Source organism: Moraxella sp. CTOTU47616 (genome assembly GCF_032017465.1).
Classification (GTDB): domain Bacteria; phylum Pseudomonadota; class Gammaproteobacteria; order Pseudomonadales; family Moraxellaceae; genus Faucicola; species Faucicola tetraodonis.
This window is the reverse complement of the sequence record NZ_DALZPU010000001.1, coordinates 456,526-475,838: the sequence shown is the minus strand read 5'-3', so window position 1 is coordinate 475,838 and position 19,313 is coordinate 456,526. Positions and strand designations below refer to the sequence as shown.

19 protein-coding genes and 1 tRNA gene are annotated in these 19,313 nt (G+C 43.7%); 7 read left to right on the top strand and 13 right to left on the bottom strand.

Going from position 1 to position 19,313, the window contains the following annotated elements; genetic code table 11:
• Positions 1-147 precede the first annotated feature (147 nt).
• Entirely contained in the window at positions 148-720 is a 573-nt protein-coding gene (locus RTS10_RS02115; RefSeq protein WP_062334527.1) for a BLUF domain-containing protein, read from the top strand.
• 158 nt (positions 721-878) lie between these two features.
• Here RTS10_RS02115 and RTS10_RS02110 read toward each other — a convergent pair whose 3' ends face one another.
• Together RTS10_RS02110 and RTS10_RS02105 are read right to left on the bottom strand one after the other, a co-directional pair.
• Positions 879-1,454, bottom strand: coding sequence for a BLUF domain-containing protein (locus RTS10_RS02110; RefSeq protein WP_312538997.1), 576 nt, complete (start codon positions 1,452-1,454; stop codon positions 879-881).
• A gap of 161 nt (positions 1,455-1,615) precedes the next feature.
• Positions 1,616-2,047, bottom strand: coding sequence for a BLUF domain-containing protein (locus tag RTS10_RS02105; RefSeq protein WP_312538996.1), 432 nt, complete (start codon positions 2,045-2,047; stop codon positions 1,616-1,618).
• 205 nt (positions 2,048-2,252) lie between these two features.
• Between RTS10_RS02105 and RTS10_RS02100 the strand changes: the two genes are divergently transcribed.
• Complete coding sequence (locus tag RTS10_RS02100; RefSeq protein ID WP_312538994.1) at positions 2,253-3,197, top strand: alpha/beta hydrolase; 945 nt, start codon at positions 2,253-2,255, stop codon at positions 3,195-3,197.
• A gap of 320 nt (positions 3,198-3,517) precedes the next feature.
• Entirely contained in the window at positions 3,518-4,972 is a 1,455-nt protein-coding gene (locus RTS10_RS02095; protein ID WP_312538992.1) for an NAD-dependent succinate-semialdehyde dehydrogenase, read from the top strand.
• Between the two features lie 102 nt (positions 4,973-5,074).
• On the opposite strand, the gene pncB is transcribed toward RTS10_RS02095, so the two are convergent.
• The 4 genes from pncB to RTS10_RS02075 form a co-directional block, all read right to left on the bottom strand.
• Positions 5,075-6,271 (bottom strand): nicotinate phosphoribosyltransferase, encoded by a 1,197-nt coding sequence (gene pncB / locus RTS10_RS02090; protein ID WP_312538991.1) that lies wholly within the window; start codon positions 6,269-6,271, stop codon positions 5,075-5,077.
• An 88-nt stretch (positions 6,272-6,359) separates the two neighbouring features.
• Complete coding sequence (locus tag RTS10_RS02085; RefSeq protein ID WP_312538990.1) at positions 6,360-6,866, bottom strand: flavin reductase; 507 nt, start codon at positions 6,864-6,866, stop codon at positions 6,360-6,362.
• Between the two features lie 20 nt (positions 6,867-6,886).
• On the bottom strand, positions 6,887-7,942 hold the full coding sequence (locus tag RTS10_RS02080) for a methionine synthase (RefSeq protein ID WP_312538989.1): 1,056 nt from the start codon (positions 7,940-7,942) through the stop codon (positions 6,887-6,889).
• A 63-nt stretch (positions 7,943-8,005) separates the two neighbouring features.
• Positions 8,006-8,983, bottom strand: a complete 978-nt coding sequence (locus RTS10_RS02075) for a DUF1852 domain-containing protein (protein WP_312384516.1) — start codon at positions 8,981-8,983, stop codon at positions 8,006-8,008.
• A 192-nt stretch (positions 8,984-9,175) separates the two neighbouring features.
• Between RTS10_RS02075 and RTS10_RS02070 the strand changes: the two genes are divergently transcribed.
• A complete protein-coding gene (locus RTS10_RS02070) occupies positions 9,176-9,454 on the top strand; it encodes an SGNH/GDSL hydrolase family protein (protein WP_312538988.1) in 279 nt (92 codons plus the stop codon).
• Between the two features lie 183 nt (positions 9,455-9,637).
• Here RTS10_RS02070 and RTS10_RS02065 read toward each other — a convergent pair whose 3' ends face one another.
• On the bottom strand, positions 9,638-11,209 hold the full coding sequence (locus tag RTS10_RS02065; protein ID WP_312538986.1) for a cryptochrome/photolyase family protein: 1,572 nt from the start codon (positions 11,207-11,209) through the stop codon (positions 9,638-9,640).
• Between the two features lie 233 nt (positions 11,210-11,442).
• Here RTS10_RS02065 and RTS10_RS02060 point away from each other — a divergent pair, with 233 nt between their 5' ends.
• Both RTS10_RS02060 and RTS10_RS02055 read left to right on the top strand, forming a co-directional pair.
• Complete coding sequence (locus RTS10_RS02060) at positions 11,443-11,613, top strand: DUF2256 domain-containing protein (RefSeq protein WP_007116285.1); 171 nt, start codon at positions 11,443-11,445, stop codon at positions 11,611-11,613.
• A 133-nt stretch (positions 11,614-11,746) separates the two neighbouring features.
• Positions 11,747-12,865, top strand: coding sequence for an energy transducer TonB (locus RTS10_RS02055; protein ID WP_312538985.1), 1,119 nt, complete (start codon positions 11,747-11,749; stop codon positions 12,863-12,865).
• Positions 12,866-13,000: 135 nt separating this feature from the next.
• Here RTS10_RS02055 and RTS10_RS02050 read toward each other — a convergent pair whose 3' ends face one another.
• From RTS10_RS02050 to RTS10_RS02025, 6 genes are all read right to left on the bottom strand, one after another.
• Positions 13,001-14,515 (bottom strand): outer membrane protein transport protein, encoded by a 1,515-nt coding sequence (locus tag RTS10_RS02050; RefSeq protein WP_312538984.1) that lies wholly within the window; start codon positions 14,513-14,515, stop codon positions 13,001-13,003.
• Positions 14,516-14,760: 245 nt separating this feature from the next.
• The gene (gene infA, locus RTS10_RS02045; protein WP_007116282.1) at positions 14,761-14,982 is read right to left on the bottom strand and encodes a translation initiation factor IF-1; all 222 of its coding nucleotides are present in this window, start codon (positions 14,980-14,982) and stop codon (positions 14,761-14,763) included.
• A gap of 127 nt (positions 14,983-15,109) precedes the next feature.
• Positions 15,110-15,916 (bottom strand): tRNA pseudouridine(38-40) synthase TruA, encoded by an 807-nt coding sequence (truA, locus tag RTS10_RS02040; protein ID WP_312538983.1) that lies wholly within the window; start codon positions 15,914-15,916, stop codon positions 15,110-15,112.
• Between the two features lie 61 nt (positions 15,917-15,977).
• Positions 15,978-17,072 (bottom strand): asparaginase, encoded by a 1,095-nt coding sequence (locus RTS10_RS02035; RefSeq protein WP_312538982.1) that lies wholly within the window; start codon positions 17,070-17,072, stop codon positions 15,978-15,980.
• An 8-nt stretch (positions 17,073-17,080) separates the two neighbouring features.
• On the bottom strand, positions 17,081-17,707 hold the full coding sequence (gene ybeY / locus RTS10_RS02030) for an rRNA maturation RNase YbeY (protein ID WP_312538981.1): 627 nt from the start codon (positions 17,705-17,707) through the stop codon (positions 17,081-17,083).
• 3 nt (positions 17,708-17,710) lie between these two features.
• Positions 17,711-18,880: a PhoH family protein gene (locus tag RTS10_RS02025; RefSeq protein ID WP_312538980.1), complete on the bottom strand. Its 1,170-nt coding sequence runs from the start codon at positions 18,878-18,880 to the stop codon at positions 17,711-17,713.
• 346 nt (positions 18,881-19,226) lie between these two features.
• On the opposite strand from RTS10_RS02025, the gene RTS10_RS02020 reads away from it, so the two are divergent.
• A tRNA-Met gene (locus RTS10_RS02020) sits at positions 19,227-19,303 on the top strand.
• The last annotated feature ends 10 nt before the right edge of the window (positions 19,304-19,313 follow it).

The window sequence follows — 19,313 nt, the reverse complement described above, 5'->3', positions numbered from 1 at the left end:
ATTTACCAATCTCGCTTTCATCGCTTTGTTATTGAAAAGATTGTGAACAGGTTCTGAGACCAATTCTAGGTGTCATAAGATTAAGCTTTTTTTAACCGATGAAAATTTATTGCAACTGGCTTCCCTCACAAATTTTCGGAAAATGTCATGAATCATCAAATTCAGTATTATGTTTACGCCAGTAAAATAAATTTGACCCAAATTTTTGACCACAATTTATTCACTGATATTCGCGAGCAAGCCCAGTCCAACAATCAACACCATCATATTACGGGGTTTTTATTGTTTAAGGATGGCAAATTTTTGCAGTATATTGAAGGTCAAAAAGCGGTATGTGAACAATTATTTAACACCATAAAGCAAGACCGACGACATAAAGAGATGGTGGTGTTAGACCAGGGACAGTTAGAAAAACGCTATTATCAGCAATGGCTGATGAATTGTTATAACATGGATGAAAAAACCCAAACCCTTGAACTGCTTAATCTTCCAGATATGGTGTACGACTTTGATATTTATCATTGGAGCCAAGCTCACGTACATGAGGTGATGTCACTAATGGCAAAAAACCATTTGCTTGGCATGACACCCCAAACAGGCAGTTTTTTCTCGGTGGTTTATCGCCGCTTTATGCGGCAGAATAAAAAATATTTAATCATTCAACTGCTGATATTAGGTATGTTTTTCATCAGTTTATTGTTCTTAAAAAGCAACCATTAAAAGCAAACATTGATTAACGCGATAGGGTATAAGCCGAAAGTGACGATTACCAAACACTTAATAAAGACGTCGAAACAATTGAGCTTAAACCGCGTCGCTATCTTGCGCTTGCGTAAGCGTTTAATGGTTAGCCTTTTCGCCATCAGATTGGCAAAAATTTACAGGTCAATTAACAACATAAATATCACCAACCATGGAACCGTGATGATGGTGAACATGAAAAAAAGGTGTTTTTTGACATGGTGTTTGATGATGGCGCCGATATAGCTTCCCGCTTTGACCTGGTAGGGGGCAATATCAGTATCATCGCGCTCATAGAATGCGACCATATCATTGAGTAATTGCTCGACCTGTTCGGTCTGCCATTGGTAGGTTTCAAACTTTGCTAACAGCTCGCTAATCACTGGGGTTGTATGGGATATGCCGGGTGTCACGCATAGCATATCGCATTGCTTAAAGCGTTTAGCAGGGGTGGTACCTTGATGGATAAGATGAATTTTATGGTGGCGTTTATCATGGGTAATAGCGAGGTACAAATTCGCTATATACATCTCACCACCTTCCATAAAATGCAGAAAGCGACCATCTTTGAATAGGATAAAACCCATGATGCCTGTTTTTTGATTATTATCTCTGGCGCTTTGATAAATCTGGGTAAATGTGCTGGGCTTTAAAGCGGCTGACCAAGTAAGCGAACTGGTATAAGTCAGGTAGTAAGTAGGGGGAGACATCATCGTAGAACTCCTCAGCCATACTCTTTATATGTTACTTTGAGTGTAGCATAATAATTTTTTAATGTTATTATTAATTTAGCATCTTTTATTAAAACTAAAGTATAACGCTTAATTCATACAAAAATAAATTAAAGTTTATAAATTTTTTTAGGGTAAAAAACTTAATTATTTTTATGATGCTGTGTTTGCATATCTGTGAGTAGCTCATTCACCTCCGATGACTGCCAATGGGTGGGGTTAAACGCTTGAAATAGTCGGCTAATGGATAAATTATTCACATCCTTGTCAATGTCAATACAGTACATATCCCATTTTTTGAACCGCGGCTGCTCCCGATGACCCTCGGTAATTATTTTTAACTGTTTATGGCGATAATCTTTAAGTAAATTTTGGTACAGGTGAGTGACCAATGCCTTATCTCCTTCCAAATATTGAAAAAAATGCCCATGTTTGAATAGCAAAAATCCCGTGATGTGTTGGGCATGATTGTTTTGCCTAGAAATCTGCTCGATAATTTTGAAAGTAAACGGATTAATCGCGCCCAGTAAGGTGATTTTACTGGTGTAAGTTAAATAATAAATAGCATCACACATAAAGGATATCCAACATAAGGTTACCGCTGTTACCAATTAACTACAGCGGGCATTTGATTAACATTTATAAGCGATTATACTTAACAAAAAGCCATTTTCTTACATAAATATTTAATAATTTCAAATTTAACGTTCTGACTTAAAAACGTCCTAACTTAAAAACGTCATTGCTTAAAAAAGCGAAACACTTAAAAAAGAGAAACCTATGCCAAATTCATTTAGCCACGCTACAAAACACCCGTCATCCGCCACAGTCCGCTTGAATAAATACAAACTTGGGGCTGCTGCGGTTATAGCCCTTGTGGGGTTAAGTTTGACAGGCTGTCATGCCATGGCGACAAAAAACGCACCAATCGCCGCAAAAGCTGATGGCACTAGCACGGTATCAAATGGTATTAAAACCATCAAAAATATTGCCTATGGCACAGATATCCGCCAACAACTCGATATTTATACCCCTGCAGACGGTCAGCGCCACCCTGTGTTGATATTTGTATACGGGGGCAGCTGGCAACATGGCAAACGTCAAACCTATGGCTTTGTCGGTAAGCAGTTTGCCAAGTCGGGCTACACCACAGTGGTGGTGGATTATCGCTTAGCCCCTGCAAACGTATTCCCAGATTATGTGCTCGATACAGCCAGCGCCATGGGGTGGGTGTATCGTAATATTGCCCAATATGGCGGCAATCCTAATCAGCTGTTTGTCATGGGGCATTCGGCAGGGGCGTTTAATGTGGTATCTGCGGTGGATGATAGCCGTTTTTGGACAACCACCGGCATTCCCAACAAGGCAATATTAGGCGTGATTGGACTAGCAGGGCCGTATGATTATGATTTTCGTAGCGGTACTACCAAAGTTGCCTTTCCAGCTGATAGCACCCGCCAGCAAGTGATGCCTGTGTATCATATCCGCCAAGATTTACCCCCGCATTTGTTGGTCACAGGTAGTAAAGATACGCTTGTCTACCCACAAAATGCTGATAGCCTACAAAAAGCGCTGACCCAGGCAGGCGGCAACGTGGAACGGGTGAAAGTCCCTGCCACTCACGCAGGCGTCGTCATTGGACTGGCAACACCGTTACAGTCGTTTTATCCTACCTTTAACAAGGTCAATGATTTTATGCAGCGGCATTTGCCAACAGCGCAGTGAGAAAAATTTCCAATAAAAATTTTAAAGAAAACTTTAGCGACCAACGCAATCGAATGCATACCACTGCTAAGACAGTAGCCTCAAATGCGATGAGAAAATCACAACCGAGTTGACGTAACCGACTCGGTTTGCATTTGATCCAATTATTTATGCCATTTGCTATCTAATCTTTGCTGAAATTTTTACTTCATGAACAGCTGCTGCAACATAATGACGCTATTGCAGATAACTGCTATCCGCTTATAATAAACGGCATTGACCTGCTTATCATAAAAAAGTTCTCAATATACTCATAACAACATAACGAACAGGAATTCCTGATGCTACCAATCAAAGACCCAACCTTACTCAAAACCCAATTCCTCATTGACAACCAATGGACGGACGCCTCGACAGGCGAAACCATTGATGTCACCAATCCATTTGACAACCAAGTGATTGCCACCATACCGAGTCTAGAAAAATCCCAAGTCATCGACGCTGTTGCCATCGCCCACAAAGCGCAAATAGACTGGGCACAAAAAACCGCCAACGAGCGCGCAGCTATTTTAAACAACTGGGCGGATTTAATCGACCAAAATAAAGAAGATTTGGCGACTATCATGACCGCTGAGCAAGGCAAGCCAATCACCGAATCGCGCGGTGAAATCGGCTACGCCAATAGCTTTATCCGTTGGTTTGCCGAAGAAGGCAAACGCATCTATGGCGACATCATCCCTAGCACCAACAAAGACCTACGTTACGTGGTGTTAAAACAACCTATCGGTGTCTGCGCAGCGATTACCCCGTGGAATTTCCCCGCCGCCATGATTACCCGCAAAGTTGCCCCTGCCTTAGCCGCTGGCTGCAGCATAATTGTCAAACCTGCCACTGAAACACCCTTGACCGCGTTAGCACTGGGCGAACTTGCTATACGTGCAGGCTTACCTGCAGGCTTGCTACAAATCGTCACCGGCAAGTCATCCGTCATTGGCGAAGTGCTCACCCAAGATGAACGTATCCACAAATTGTCATTCACTGGCTCTACTGAAGTTGGTCGCGTGCTGATGTCACAATGCGCATCCACCGTCAAAAAACTTTCGATGGAGCTTGGTGGCAACGCCCCCTTTATCGTCTTTGATGATGCGGATTTAGAAAAAGCAGCAACCGGTCTTATCGCTTCCAAATACCGCAATGCCGGACAAACCTGTGTCTGTGCAAACCGCGTCTATGTGCAATCAAGTATCAAAGACAAATTTTTAGCCATCTTCAAACAAAAAGTCGAAGCACTAAAAGTCGGTAATGGTATGACAGAGGGTGTAAATATCGGTCCGCTCATCAACCAAGGCGCACTGGACAAAGTCGAGCAGTTGCTTGAAGATGCGGTCAACAAAGGCGCGACAATTGTAACTGGGGGTAAAAAACATGCAGCATCGGCGTTAAGTTTTGAGCCAACTGTTATCACGGGAATTACCGATGACATGGACATTGCCAGCCAAGAGATTTTTGGTCCGATTGCGCCCGTGTTTGTGTTTGATAGCGATGATGAAGTGATTGCCCATGCCAACAACACGATTTATGGACTGGCAGCATATTTTTATACCCAAAGCGTTGCGCGTTCGTGGAAAGTGTGTGAAGGACTTGAATATGGTATGGTCGCCCAAAACACCGGGCTGTTATCAACCGAAGTTGCACCATTCGGTGGTGTCAAACAATCCGGTTTTGGGCGTGAAGGCTCAAAGTATGGGATTGAAGACTATGTGACTACCAAATATTGGTGTATTGATGTGCAATAATAGTTAAATCGTCCAAATTCATGGCATACATTGCCATGATAGGGCGTGAGATTGAACGCGCTGATTTAGCTTATTGGTTTTTGCAATTAGCGCTTTAGTATTTTATTCAGCAATATCAAATACTTGGCGCAGGTATGCCAAAAAGGTATCGTTATCGGTCATGGTTTTGCCCGGGCTGTCGGATATTTTGGCAACCGATTGCCCGTTACATTCAACCAATTTCAGGACAATGTTGAGCGGTGTTTGCCCCATATCATTGGTCAGGTGAGTCCCGATACCAAACCCAAGTAGAAAACGGTCGTTAAAATGTAAGTACAGCGCCCACGCCTTCTGCAACGTCAACCCATCGCTAAAATTTAACATTTTGGTTTTTGGGTTGATTTTGAGTTGTTGGTAGTGCGCGTAGGCTTTTTCGCCCCATGCATACGGGTCACCACTGTCATGACGCAGCCCATCAAATAGCTTGGCAAAATACAAGTCAAAATCGCGTAAAAAGGCATCCATCCCGACCACGTCCGTCAATGCAATACCTAAGTCACCTCGATATTCTTGAACCCAAGCTTCGAGTGCCGCTTTTTGGAAATTACGCAAGCGCACATCAAGCGCCTGAAAGGCTTGTAAAAACTCATGCGCCATTGTGCCAATCGGGGTGATACCGAACTGTTTGGCAAAATACACATTGCTGGTACCGCGAAATATTTCCGGCACTGCCATCAACCGCTCAATCACTCGCTCTTGCCAAGCAACACTATAACGTCGACGCGTACCAAAATCTGATAGAAAAAACGGAACGTCATAAGCCGCCATTTGGCGACGATAGTCTTGTAACAGTATGATTTTATCGTTTAGCCGTTGTTCACCGACTTGCCAAGCCGATTGCTGGTCAAGGTGACTAAAATACAGTTCATTGACAATCGCCAATACAAAGATTTCAAACATCATTGCCTGAATCATCGGACCTTCAATACGAATGTCTAACCGACCTTCGGCATCAAGGGTCGCTTTGATAAAACGACGTTTGAGTTGAAATAATTCAAGATAATCAACAAAATCACTTTTGATAAAGCGCAGACCACGAAGGTACTGCAGCTCATCGGCTGTAAACCGCAGTTCACAAAGCGCATCGAGCTCAGCATTGACTTCATCGAGTAGCGTTGATAGGGGATAGGCGGTGTCTTCAAGGTTGCGACAGCGAAACGCATATACGCTATGCGTCTGTGGAAACTTGTGTAGCACCACTTGTAGCATGGTAAATTTGTATAAATCCGTGTCCAACAAAGACTTAATAATCGCCATCACCCATCCTAAATTGTATAACTATCGATATGAGTGACTACTTTAGCATTAATTCGCTTGGATTGTAGAAAATCTGACTCGGTGCTTGGCATTATGGTTGGCTGGGCGTATCGACTTTAATTGTATTGACGGCATGGTATTCACGGTTAAAATATACCAAGCCTGTCTGGTCTTTGCCTTGTTGTATGGCTTCGATACGACAAATAAAAATCCCGTGTGTGCCGACTTCTTGGATTTGCTCGATTTGGCAATCAAAGCTCACCAAGGCATTGTCCAAAATCGGTGACTGGGTCATCAAGGTATGCCATGTGCCATGCTCAAAGCGCGCTTGCGCTTCGAGTTTGGAGGCAAAAACCGCGGATAATGGTGCATGATGATCGGCAAGCACATTCACCGCCAATACCTTGTTTTGCACGAAATATTCATACGAGCGTGAGGCGGTATTCATACATACCAGCAAGGTCGGTGGGGTATCGGTTACACTGCACACCGCCGATGCAGTAAAGCCATGACGACCCGCAGGGCCATCGGTAGTGACCACATTGACCGCAGCCGATAACATCGACATGGCATTTCTAAAATCAGTAACGTCAACCATTGTTTTTTCCAAATTACTTTTTAAATTATGAGGTCGTCCAATTGATGCGTGGCTAAATAGTCATTTCGGACGAGCTTGGCGCCTTGTGCTAAGGCAGACAGCTTGCCTTGTGCCACATGACGGGGGAGCGGCGCCATTCCGCAATTGGTACAAGGGTACAAATTTTTAGCATCCACAAACTGCAAGGCTTTATGCAGCGTTGCTGCCACTTGCTCAGGCGTTTCTATCTGATGCGTCGCCACATCAATCGCGCCCACCATCACTTTTTTGCCACGAATCAATTCGATAAGTTCCATCGGTACGCGCGAATTTTGACATTCTAGCGACACCATATCAATCGCCGATTGCTGTAGTTTGGGGAAGATGGCTTCATACTGTCGCCATTCACTGCCCAAGGTTTGTTTCCAATCGGTATTGGCTTTGATACCATAACCATAACAGATATGGACGGCAGTGTCACATTTCAACCCTTCTATGGCACGTTCGAGTGCCGCAATGCCCCAATCATTAACTTCATCAAAAAATACATTAAAAGCAGGCTCATCAAATTGAATAATATCGACCCCTGCCGCCTCCAGTTCTTTGGCTTCTTGGTTGAGTAGGGTGGCAAATTCCCAAGCCAGCTTTTCGCGGCTGCCGTAGTATTGGTCACTTAAGGTATCAATCATGGTCATGGGTCCAGGTAGCGCCCATTTGATAGGTTTGTCTGTGTGCTGACGTAAAAACTTGGCGTCCTTTGCAAATACCGATTGCGGGCGCGACACCGCACCCACCACAGTCGGCACACTGGCTTCATAGCGATTGCGAATTTTTACCGTAGCGCGATTGGCAAAATCAACCCCATCTAGATGCTCAATAAAGGTGGTGACAAAATGTTGGCGGGTCTGCTCGCCATCACTCACAATATCAATGCCTGCCGCTAGTTGCTGCTGCAATGATACCAATAACGCGTCTTGTTTGCCTTGGACAAGGGCGCTGTCTGTTAGCTTCCAAGGTGACCAAAGTTGTTCAGGTTCAGCAAGCCAGCTTGGTTTAGGCAGGCTACCTGCCGTTGATGTTGGAAAAAGTGTCGTCATTGTTTTCTCTTTAATTGTTTGGTGTTAGCAAAACTGCTTAAGCGACTTATTAAGCTACTTGGGTTAAGCGACTTGGGAATTTAACCATTCTTGTAACAAAGTTTGATAGGGTTTGATAAAGTGGGTTTCTGTGTATTGACCTTGTTGAATCGCTAGCTGGCTACGTTCTTCACGGTCATACTCGATTTTGGTCAGTGAATAATCCTCATGATTTAAACTGGGCTGATAGCTTTGACCTGCCACGCTATTGGCGTTATAAATCTCAGGACGATAAATTTTTTGGAACGTTTCCATCGTGCTAATCGCGCTGATAAGCTCAAGGTTGGTGTAGTCATTGAGCAAATCACCTTTAAAATAAAATGCAAAAGGCGCCACTGATTTTGGCGGCATAAAATAACGCACCGATAAACCCATTTTGCTAAAGTACTCATCTGTCAGCGAATATGCGTCTTGTACATATTCAGTGCCCAAAATCGGATGACAATTGGCGGTTCGGGTGTAGGTCTTAGTGGTCGATACACTCAGACAAATCACCGGGGGTTTGTTAAATTGCTCACGATAGGCAGGCGAGTTCAACACATACTCAAACAACTTGCCATGCAAATCCCCAAACCGCTCGGGCACGCTAAACGATGGCTGGTTTTTGTTATGCGCCAACAGCCATACACTAAAGTCATAATCGCGCACATAGGAAGAAAAACTGTTACCCACGATGCCATCGATTCGCTGCTGGGTCTGGGTGTCAAAGATAACGGTTTTTAAAATCTCAATAGCCGGAAAGCTGTCTTTCGTACCAACAATCTCAAGATTGGCAGATACAATCTCAAGCTCGACCTGATAGCGGTCGCCAGTCACATTGTCCCAATGTGCCAAGTCATTAAATCGACGGTTAATCATTTGCAGGGTATTGCGTAAGTTTTGCTCGCGGTGTTCACCCCGTGCCAGATTGGCAAAGTTGGTAGTCAGCCTAGTATCTTTGGCAGGTTGGTAATTTTCATCAAATGCAATGGTTTTGATATGACAATCAATCGGTAAAGTCATGTCTATAATCTCCGTAACAGTCGCGCAAAAAAATTTCTTTTAGCACCCTACGATTACTAAAAATCGTCACTGCTAAAAGTACAAAGACAGTTATACGCTAAAAATAAGATGAATAAAAACGAATTAAAATTTAAAAATAATGAATTTTATTCATTTTAGGTTTTTTCTTGCATAAAGATTGGATTGCCACCCATGCAAAAAATGCCTGCCTTGCCAAGCCCGCTGAATCAATTGATAGGCAAAAAAGCGTCATTATTGGACAAGCGGCTTTATCAGCTGATTTTAAACTATCAAAACACCAATAACCAATTAGATACCCAAATCCATTATTTAGCAGTGAGTTTTGCTGAGCAGGACGATAGTAAAAACTTATTTGCAAAAGATGGCTTTCACCCCAGTGCCATAACTTACGCACTATGGGGTACACAATTAGCGGATTTTATCAGTCAGGCAATATCAACCAAGTCGTAATTTGTCAGCCATTCAATAAATAGTCAGCAATCAATAAGCTGTCTTGGTAGTCCATTTCATCATTGCGATACACTTGGCAATATCAACTTTTTCAATCAACTGCTCGGCAACTGGGCATATCCGTTTTGCTCATTAACCGTATCAACTGACGCTCATACACAGAAAGCTGATTATTGAGCTATCTTATGATATTGGGTTTTTAAACGCCTCAATCGCCATCGCCCGTGAGACTTTTGTTGGTGTGGCAAGCTTTGGATAGGCGATGTGAGGATGTTGTGTTAGGTAGGTTTGCAGTTTTTGCTCATCGTTGATGATGTTAGCCGGCACCGTTGCAAGCTCGGGTACCCAGTGTTGGATATAGCTGGCGTCAGGGTCATACGTTGCCGCCTGACTAAATGGATTCATCACCCGAAAATAAGGCTGGGCATCGGTACCAACGGAAGCTGACCATTGCCATCCACCATTATTACTGGCAAAATCACCATCTACCAAATGCTGCATAAAATACGCCTCACCCCAACGCCAATCGATTAATAGGTTTTTGCTCAGATACATCGCCACCACCATACGCAGCCGATTGTGCATAAAACCTGTGCTGTTGAGACAGCGCATCGCTGCATCCACAAGCGGCACACCTGTCTTACCTTGATACCAGCTTTCAAAGTCGGCTAGGTCATAACGCCAAGCCACAGATTCATCGAGTGGGGTCAAAAACGCCTTGCCTTTAACGATATCTGGACGGTTAACCATAACGTCATAATAAAAATCGCGCCAAGCCAGCTCGCTAATCCAGCGCATGATGTCTTTCTCACTTCCCAGTCCTTGCTGACTGTTCAGCTTTTGTCTGGCTTCGAGATAGCATAATCTGGGCGATAGCATACCGATTGCCAAATAGGGTGATAAACGACTGGTCGCACCCAAGTGATTATTCAAAGCGGGCACGTCTCTGGCGGTATTGTAATCAGCGATATGTTTTTTTAAAAAATCATCCAGTCGTGATTGGGCAGCCGCTTCACCGGCAGGGTATAACAATTGTGCTAACTCACTCACGTGATTGAGTTGTTTATCAAGCGCAGCGGTAGGGATAAGATAAGCGCGATAAAATGCATCAATCGTTATATAGTCATTGGTATTGGTATTGGTATTGGTATTGGTATTGGTATTGGTATTGCGGCTGTCTTTGGCGAGTTGTATGGTATTTATAGCCATTGCAGCAGGGGTGGGCGATAGGGTTAAGCCGCCAGTTTCAATCATCGCAAGCCAACGCTTGTAAAAAGGGGTAAAGACTTTGTACGGCATACCTTTGTCGGTGACGATACGCTGAGGGGCAACCACTTGACTATCATCAAACCATTGAGTAACTATGCCCAACGACTGCGCCTGCTGGGCAATATACTGGTCGCGGGCAACTTCATTAACCGGGTACTCCAAATTGGCAAATAAATGGCTAATAGAAAGCTGCTGGCAAAGCTCAAGCACGTCCGTTGCCTGCGAGGCAAAATCATCCACCACTCTGATGATGATACCAATATTCAACTGAGATAAACTCTGCTCCAGTGCGCGGATTTGCCGCAGTATCAAGTCAATTTGCCACAGCGATTTGCGGTGTGATTGCCATTGCTTGGGTGTCAAATAAACCACGGCGATGACGCCAGCATGGTTTTGCTGTGCATGCTCACAGCAAGCCGCAAAAGCGGTATTGTCAAAGGTGCGCAAATCTTGGCGAAACCACATCAAGTTCATTGTGCTGCTCATTATCTTTACCCCAATACAACAATTTATCGTTAGGGTATTATGTCAACAAAGGCTTGTCTTCCCAAGACATTTTTTCAGGTTTATTGCGCCATCATAACGGTAAAAGCCAGTTATCCCGTTGCAAAAATGTGCAATGACCCACATAAAAAGTCAACTAAACTAAACTAGATAATAGCTAATAGATGTAAGCGCCTTAAATAGCCAGCGATTAAGTAAATCTATAGAAAGGGATAATGAAAAATTCTAATAAAACCGTTAAAAAATCTGATTTACCGAGCAAAATCTGCCCAGTGTGTCAGCGTCCATTTACCTGGCGAAAAAAATGGGAAAAAGATTGGGTGAATGTCATTTATTGCTCAAAGCGCTGTCAAGGTAATAGCCGTAGCAGCAAATTAAAAAAATAACGCTAAAAACTCATTGACCCCAGGTATACCCAACATCAAATAGCAAACTAACTATTTGATTTATGGCACAATTATATTAAGATGGCAATGTCATCTCCCATCATTAAAGCGTGCATCAAGCGATTTCCCTGTTATGCTATCTACCCCATTATCCGATAACAAATCGTCAAAACTATATATTAGGGTAGTGGTATTTGGCATCGTTACCGCGCTGCATGGGCTGCTGCTATATCTATTTTTTCAGTACCAAACTCCCTTAAAAATCAAACCGCAAACGACGCAGCCGCTCGAAATTAGCTTTATCCAGCTGAAGCCTCACCCCTCACAGACCTACTATTCACAACCGCAGCCCGTCGCCATTAATCATGCGAACCCTGCCAAACAAGCTTATCCTAGCACTAACACCCAAGCGGCTGATATTAAGGAAAAACCATTATCAACACCAAACCCTACACCCGCTAAACTGGTGGAGTACCAAGCAAAAAATAGTAGCCACAAGCCAATCGAATTCAGACCAACGATAGATAATTCGACCAACCAAAAAAAAGCCAGTCAACCTAAAACTTCGTTATCTAAAGCAAGTCAAAGTCAAAGCCAAAAAAAATCACAAGATATTTCTAGCGAGCCATTAATGAACGCGCGTGAAAATAACGCCCACTATGAACAACAGCAAGCGGCGCAAATAGAACGCAACATAAGTTCAAATAATAGCCAATCTCTTGCTCAACCCAAATCAGCTACTATCAAATCAGCTACTACCAAGCAAAGCCATACCAATACTGAATATGCTTTAAAACCTATAACTCACGATGAGCGTGCTGAATCATCTGCTAAATCATCTAAAGACTCGATGCGTCCTCAAATACAAAAAACGCCAAATCAGCCCGTTAGCCCAGTTATTTCAGCTATGCCCGCTGTCCCAGCTATTAATTCGTCACCAAAACCAGCAACACCCATCACCTTTGGCAATGCGGATGCAAGTTGGCAGAAAAAACCTAACACCCAGTTAGCACCCAATTTATCCCGTATTGTGACACTAAAGCAGCTATCAAGCCTGCAAGTAAAACTCAATGTCAATGCCCAAGGTGGCGTGGAAAAATGCAGAATTACGCAAACATCAGGTGATCAAGAGGTGGATAAATTTATTTGCCAACAAGTGCAAAAAGCCAAACTTTATCCAAAAAAAACCAATGGCGTCACGGTACCAAGCATTGGTAATCTCACCATAGCCCTAACCAATCTTGCAAATTAAACCATACAATATGTCGTTGAAGCAGTATCTATGTGATAATCATTAAGGGCTTACTGTGTCAACAATTGATTAACTAGACACATAAAAAAAGCCAACCTGATGAACAGATTGGCTTTCATGTTATTGAAAGTTAGCTTATTTCTTTTGGTAGGATAAACGTACGCCGTATACCCAGCCATCATTGTCTTGGAAATCCCCAACAATGCTACCATCGGGTAGTTTTGCTTTGGCATCACCAAACATCAAGTATTTAACGCCGCCTGAGATAGCCCATTCAGGTGTCAAATTGTATTTTGCTCCTAAGCCCACATTCCAGTTGCCTTCCACAGGTCCTAGAGAAGTGATGGGATTGCCTGCACCTGAGTCATAACCCACAGCGCCCGAAATAGCTAATTGTGGCGATAGTTTCTTACCTAGACCGACTTCAGCAGTCCAAGCGTCATCGTCATAAGAAACTAAATTTAAACCGCTTGCGCTACCATAGATTTTTGGTTTAATCGCAAAATCGCTCCAAGGTACCCAACGTGCTTTTGCGGTTAAAAGGGTTGTTGGATTGATACCTGTTTGAAAATCTAAGTTAACAGATTTTGGCGTGGTGATAGTAATTTCATTGGTGCCAACACCCGCTGCACCAAGTGCAGGAAGATTTTCCGTCATATTGACGTCGTGGTCGATTTCAGAGCGATAGGTTAACGCGGCTTTGAGGGCAATTTCAGGTTTTAAATAAGCAATCCCAGCCATCCAGCCATAAGCCGTATCACGCGTAATATTTGCATCATAGCCAGAGGCGGTTTTATAAGCGTTACCACGTAAGTGAACATCACCTTCTAAACGCTGAATCGTAGGACCGCCATAAATTTGAATATTTTTCTTTTCACCCAGTTTTACCCCCAATAGCCCTGTGAAATTTTGGCTGCTGATAGAAACGTTGGTGGCACCTGTGACTTTAGATAAATTTTGTGAAGCTGCTTGTGCGGTAGATAAAGTCTTAACTGCTTGTGTACCAGCCGCAACTTGGGTAGTACCTGCAGCAATCCCTTGTTGAAGTGCAGTAATTTGTGGCGTTAAAACAGGTGCTAATGCAGGGTTAGCAGCCAAAGCCGCTTGGGCTGTCGCTAATTGGGTATTTGCCGCATTTAATCGCGCTTGCCCTGCAGTAACTTGATTTTGGATGGTTGAGATAGCGGTTTGCAGTTCTGTCGCATTGGTAACAGGCAGTGCAATACCTGCATTTTGCAATCCTGCTGCTGCCTGAGCATAGATACCATTTACTATAGAAGTTGGTGCACCAACAAAGTTGTTATCCCCAGAAAACTCAACATTTGCGCCCCAAGGCTGGTCAAAAAATGCCCCTACGCTGATGGTGTCATTGACATCGGCTTTTGCGCCAAAATTTAAAGACTGGTAATCGTCGGCCATATCAGGGACATTGCGACCAGCGGTAAAGTTTGCGTCAGTTGTCGCAACCTTTGCGTTATCTTTACCCTCGATTGTTGGATCGATGGTAACGTGCTCAACATAGGCAAAAGTACCTTGCTCGGTAAAAGCCCAGCTGGGTTGAGTAGAGCGGTCTAGACCGGCTGCGTTTGCGATAGAAACAGTAGAAAGCGTAGCAACAGCTAGCGCAAGAGAAGAAATTTTAAATGACATGTGAAGCTCCCTGTTTGATTTTAATCCTCACGTCTAACAGCTAATTTAACAAAAACTTATCAATAAATTAGAATTGACGTAGTACCTTCCTTTGGTTAGGTAAAGAATAATCAAAATTTTAACAATTGACAACCGTATAATCACATTTTTGTAAGAATTTATTGACCTGAGCAGTCACGAAAAAAAGAGGGTGTTAACTCAATGAGTTAACACCCTCTTTTTACTGACTATATCTAGCTAAACAACTATCGACCGCGGTAAGTAATACGTCCTTTCGATAAGTCGTAAGGTGTCATTTCAACTTTAACTTTATCGCCTGTTAAGATACGAATATAGTTTTTACGCATTTTTCCAGAAATATGCGCAATAATTTCATGCCCATTTTCTAAACGCACTTTAAATAATGTGTTAGGTAAAGTATCGACCACTTCGCCTTCAAATTCAATTACATCGTCTTTTTTTGCCATAATACCTATATCTATGAGTCAAATGTATAAATGCAGATTATACGCTGATGCGTGTGTTATCGCAACTTTTAAGCCCTAAATCAATCAATTGAAAAAAACAGCTAAAAGATTTGCGCGCATCGCGCCCTTATTCAGGCAAATTTAGCCAAATAGGGGATAGCCTTGTTGCCGGTAACAGTGATTGAAATTGGGGTGGATATAGCGCGTTGATAAAGTACAGCCCATCGGCAGAAGCCGTCGCTGCCGCAAGTGACCGATTTTTGCTAAGTAGCAATGTCTCAATCCATGCGACTGGCTTTTCACTGCGCCCAATTTCAAATAACGTACCCATAATATTTCGCACCATGTGATGCAAAAAACCATCGGCTTGGATATCCAGTACCAATAGCTCACCATGCTGAATCAATTTGGCAAAATGGACATGGCGCACAGGCTGGTTAGATTGACAGGAAGCGGCACGAAAACTGGTAAAATCATGGGTGCCTTCGAGATAGGTCGCTGCCTGCTGCATCAGTTGGACATTAAGCGGGGCGTATTCATGGGTAATTTGCTGATTGAGTATCGCAGGTCGAAAGGGATGGTTGAGGGTAATATAGCGGTAGCGTCGAGCAATGGCAGAAAAGCGCGCATGAAACTCAGCAGGCATCACTTGTATCCAGCGCACCGCGATATCATCAGGTAGTAGAGAATTTGCGGCACGCAGCCAATTATAAGGCTGACGTTTGGCACTGGTTTGAAAATGGGCAATCATATTTGACGCATGGACGCCGGCATCAGTACGACCCGCAGCGATGACTTCTATGGGTTCATTGGCTATCTTTGATAACGCTGCTTCAACATGCTGCTGAATACTATCAACTTCTTGTTGTCGTTGCCAGCCGCGATAGCGAGTACCAATAAATTCGATGCTGATCGCATAAGTATTTACAGTCATAAAAAAGCCAAATTTGCCAAAACCTACGATAAAAAAGCCTAGTATAACAACTAATCAGTTATTAGGCGACGGTGTGAGTATCTTTTAGACAATGCGCCCAGCGCTGACGGCGGCGAGCAGGGGTATCATAACTGCCAATCAACCAAAGCAGACGAGCAAATATCGCAGGTAAGGTCAATCGTCCCGTCATCAAAACTTCACACTGAGCCAGCCATGCCCCCGCTTCATACGCTTGGCTGACGCCGCCATACGCGCATTGGGTGGTCACTGCGACCAGACAGCCTTGTTTTTTCGCCTGTAATAATTGGTTTTTGATGGATTCGGCATACGGCACATTGCCTGCACCAAATGCCAAAATAATGATGGCATCAGGTTTTTCAGACAATAAATTACCCAAGCGAGCAGCGAGCAAATGCGTATCCACTGGCGTTAAATAGAGTGTGGCAATATTGGCATGGGACAAGCTGTCAAAGACTTGCGGCAATTGACTCAACCGATCTTCTAGCCAAAGTTGATGCTGAGCCTCGGTGATTTTTGAGGTATAGCTATTGGCGGGATAACCAGCACGGTGGTGCCCCACAAACGCCATTAAATCATGGCTATGAATTTTTTGCACCGTTTGGGCAGGCCAATCTTCACCAGAAAAACACACCCGCACCCCAGGCTCACCATGACGGGCTAGTTTACAGGCATCAAATAAATTCTGTGTGGCATCGCTCTGCGCGTCGATAAGGTAATCGGTTAACACATTGCTATCAAGCAAAGGTCTCATCGCCCCTGTCACCACAATACTGATATGACTACCCGCAAAACACTCTGCCAAAAAAGCCGCGAGGTAGCTGAGCGTATCGGTGCCTGTTAGCACCACAAATTGGCGAAGCCCTTGTCCAATGGCTTGTAGTATCAATTGATAAAAATGCGCAAAATCGGCAGGTGTTAACTGGCTACTGTCTTTAATGACATCATTATCCAATATCCGCCAATCCACAGGGTCGTGTGCATGGTTTGGGTAGGTGGCAAAATGGGTCTGTAGTATCTGTGATAACACAGGTAAAAAAATATCAGCATCTAAGCTAGCAAGCGGTTTGCCATAACTGCCAAAAGTGCCGCCCGCGTAGATGATGCCAATACCTGATTTGCTGATAGATTTACTCAATTGAAATTTTACTCATAAGGGTTGGCAATGGATAACTTATCAAGGACAGCGATTTCAATCGCTTCCATTTCATCTTGCTCAGCTTGCCCAAGTTCATGGTCAAAACCCAGTAAATGCAGCATCCCATGCACCAGCAAATGGGTTAGATGCTGCTCTACTGTTTTGCCTTGTTCAGCGGCTTGACTAACCACCACCGCATGGCAAATCACTAGTTCACCTAGCGGCAGTGCGGGCAGTAATTCTAGCACAGCTTCAGGCAATTCACTGGCATAGGATAAAATATTGGTAGCGTAGTCTTTGCCACGCGCATCTAAATTGATGGCGCGAGCTTCCACAGGCTCCGTGACATAAATTTCTAATTCAACCGTTTTTTGAAAGATAAATTCACCCAGTTGACTAGGTATCTCAGTAGTGTCTTGATGGGTTTCAAAATACTGCAGAACTTGTTGCAAAATAGCGACAATCTTGTCTTGTTGGTACAAGGCTTCAAGTTCGCCAAAAGTTGGCAGTTCAAGTAAGTCTTCGGCAAAACTAATTATCACTTGACTCATCGGTACTTGACTCATCGGCGCTTGCGGCAAAGCGCCAGCTAAATCACCTGCTAAATCAATTTGGGTTGGTAAAGCTGATGACATAAGCTACTCCGCGATACCTATATCAATGGGTGCGTTATCAATCGGGGCTTTATCAATCGGGGCGTTGTTATCCGTTACCCCGATAGCCGAGCTTGCGGCTTGTGACTGTGCTTGGCTTTGTTCAAGTAGGCGCGATTGCTTTTTGGCTTCTTTAATCGCTTCTTGCGCTTCATCGTATTTATCGTAGGCTTGCACGATTTTTTGAACCAATTGATGGCGTACCACATCTTTGCTATCAAACCGCGTCACATGAATTTCTTCAATATCCGCCAAGATTTCTAGCGAATGCCGCAAGCCTGACTTGGTGCCGCGAGGTAAGTCGACCTGTGACATATCGCCCGTGATGACCGCACGTGAGCCAAAACCCAAACGAGTCAAGAACATTTTCATCTGTTCAGGGGTGGTGTTTTGTGCTTCATCCAAAATCACAAATGAGTTATTTAAGGTACGACCGCGCATGTAGGCGAGGGGTGCCACTTCAATGACTTGTTTTTCAATCAGTTTTGCCACTTTTTCAAACCCTAGCATTTCATATAAAGCGTCATAAAGAGGGCGTAAATAAGGGTCGATTTTTTGGGTCAAATCCCCCGGTAGAAAGCCCAGTTTTTCCCCTGCTTCTACCGCCGGGCGCACAAGCAAAATACGCTCAATCTCATTGCGCTCTAGCATATCCACCGCACAAGCCACCGCCAAGTAAGTCTTACCCGTCCCTGCAGGCCCTACGCCAAACGAAACATCAGAGAGTAAGATTTTTTTGACATATTGCTGTTGGTTGTAACCGCGGGGGATAATTTTTCCTTTACGGGTTCTCAAACTAATCGGGGTGAATTCAGTGCTATCTGCGCGCTCGCTGCCATTTTCGCTAGCGGCATCATTTTCTAGCGCTAAATCTTGCTCGCGGCTAAAACTGGTTTGCACGAGCAGATGCAAATCTTCTGGCGAGATGACGTCGTTGCTTTGTGCTTCATCGGCAAGCTGTACCAAGATACGCTCAGCACGCGTGACTGAATCGAGTTCACCTGAAATCACAAAATCGGTTTTGCGTTGGTGAATGTGGACTGACAGACGATGTTCAAGGTACTTAATGTGGTTATTGTATTCGCCAAGTAAGGTTTTGAGTTGGTGGGCTTTTAGAGATGATAAATCGACCGTTCTGCTGATGGTATCGCTCAAGAGTGCTTCCTTTTATGGGTTTTTATAGTTGTGATAAATCATAAGGTTGAGAGATTAGGGGAGTATGACAGTAACCAATATAATATTTTGGCACGTTGATACTATTATGGTAAATATATGCAAAAATTCAAGTGACGTTAACGGGTTTTTGTCATTTCAAGTGATTTTGAGGTCGACACGGAGCCAATGCTCAGCCACGACGGGCAAAAAATTAAATTTTGAGAAAATGAAAAAAAATGTGACAAAATGCTTGACGACATAAGGTTAAATACGCATAATATGCACCCCATGACAGGCAAGAAATACTTTCAAAATTGTGCCTAAATCCTGCAAATTTGCCAAACATGGCGATGTAGCTCAGCTGGTTAGAGCGCACGACTCATAATCGTGAGGTCAAGAGTTCAAGTCTCTTCATCGCCACCATATATCCCGC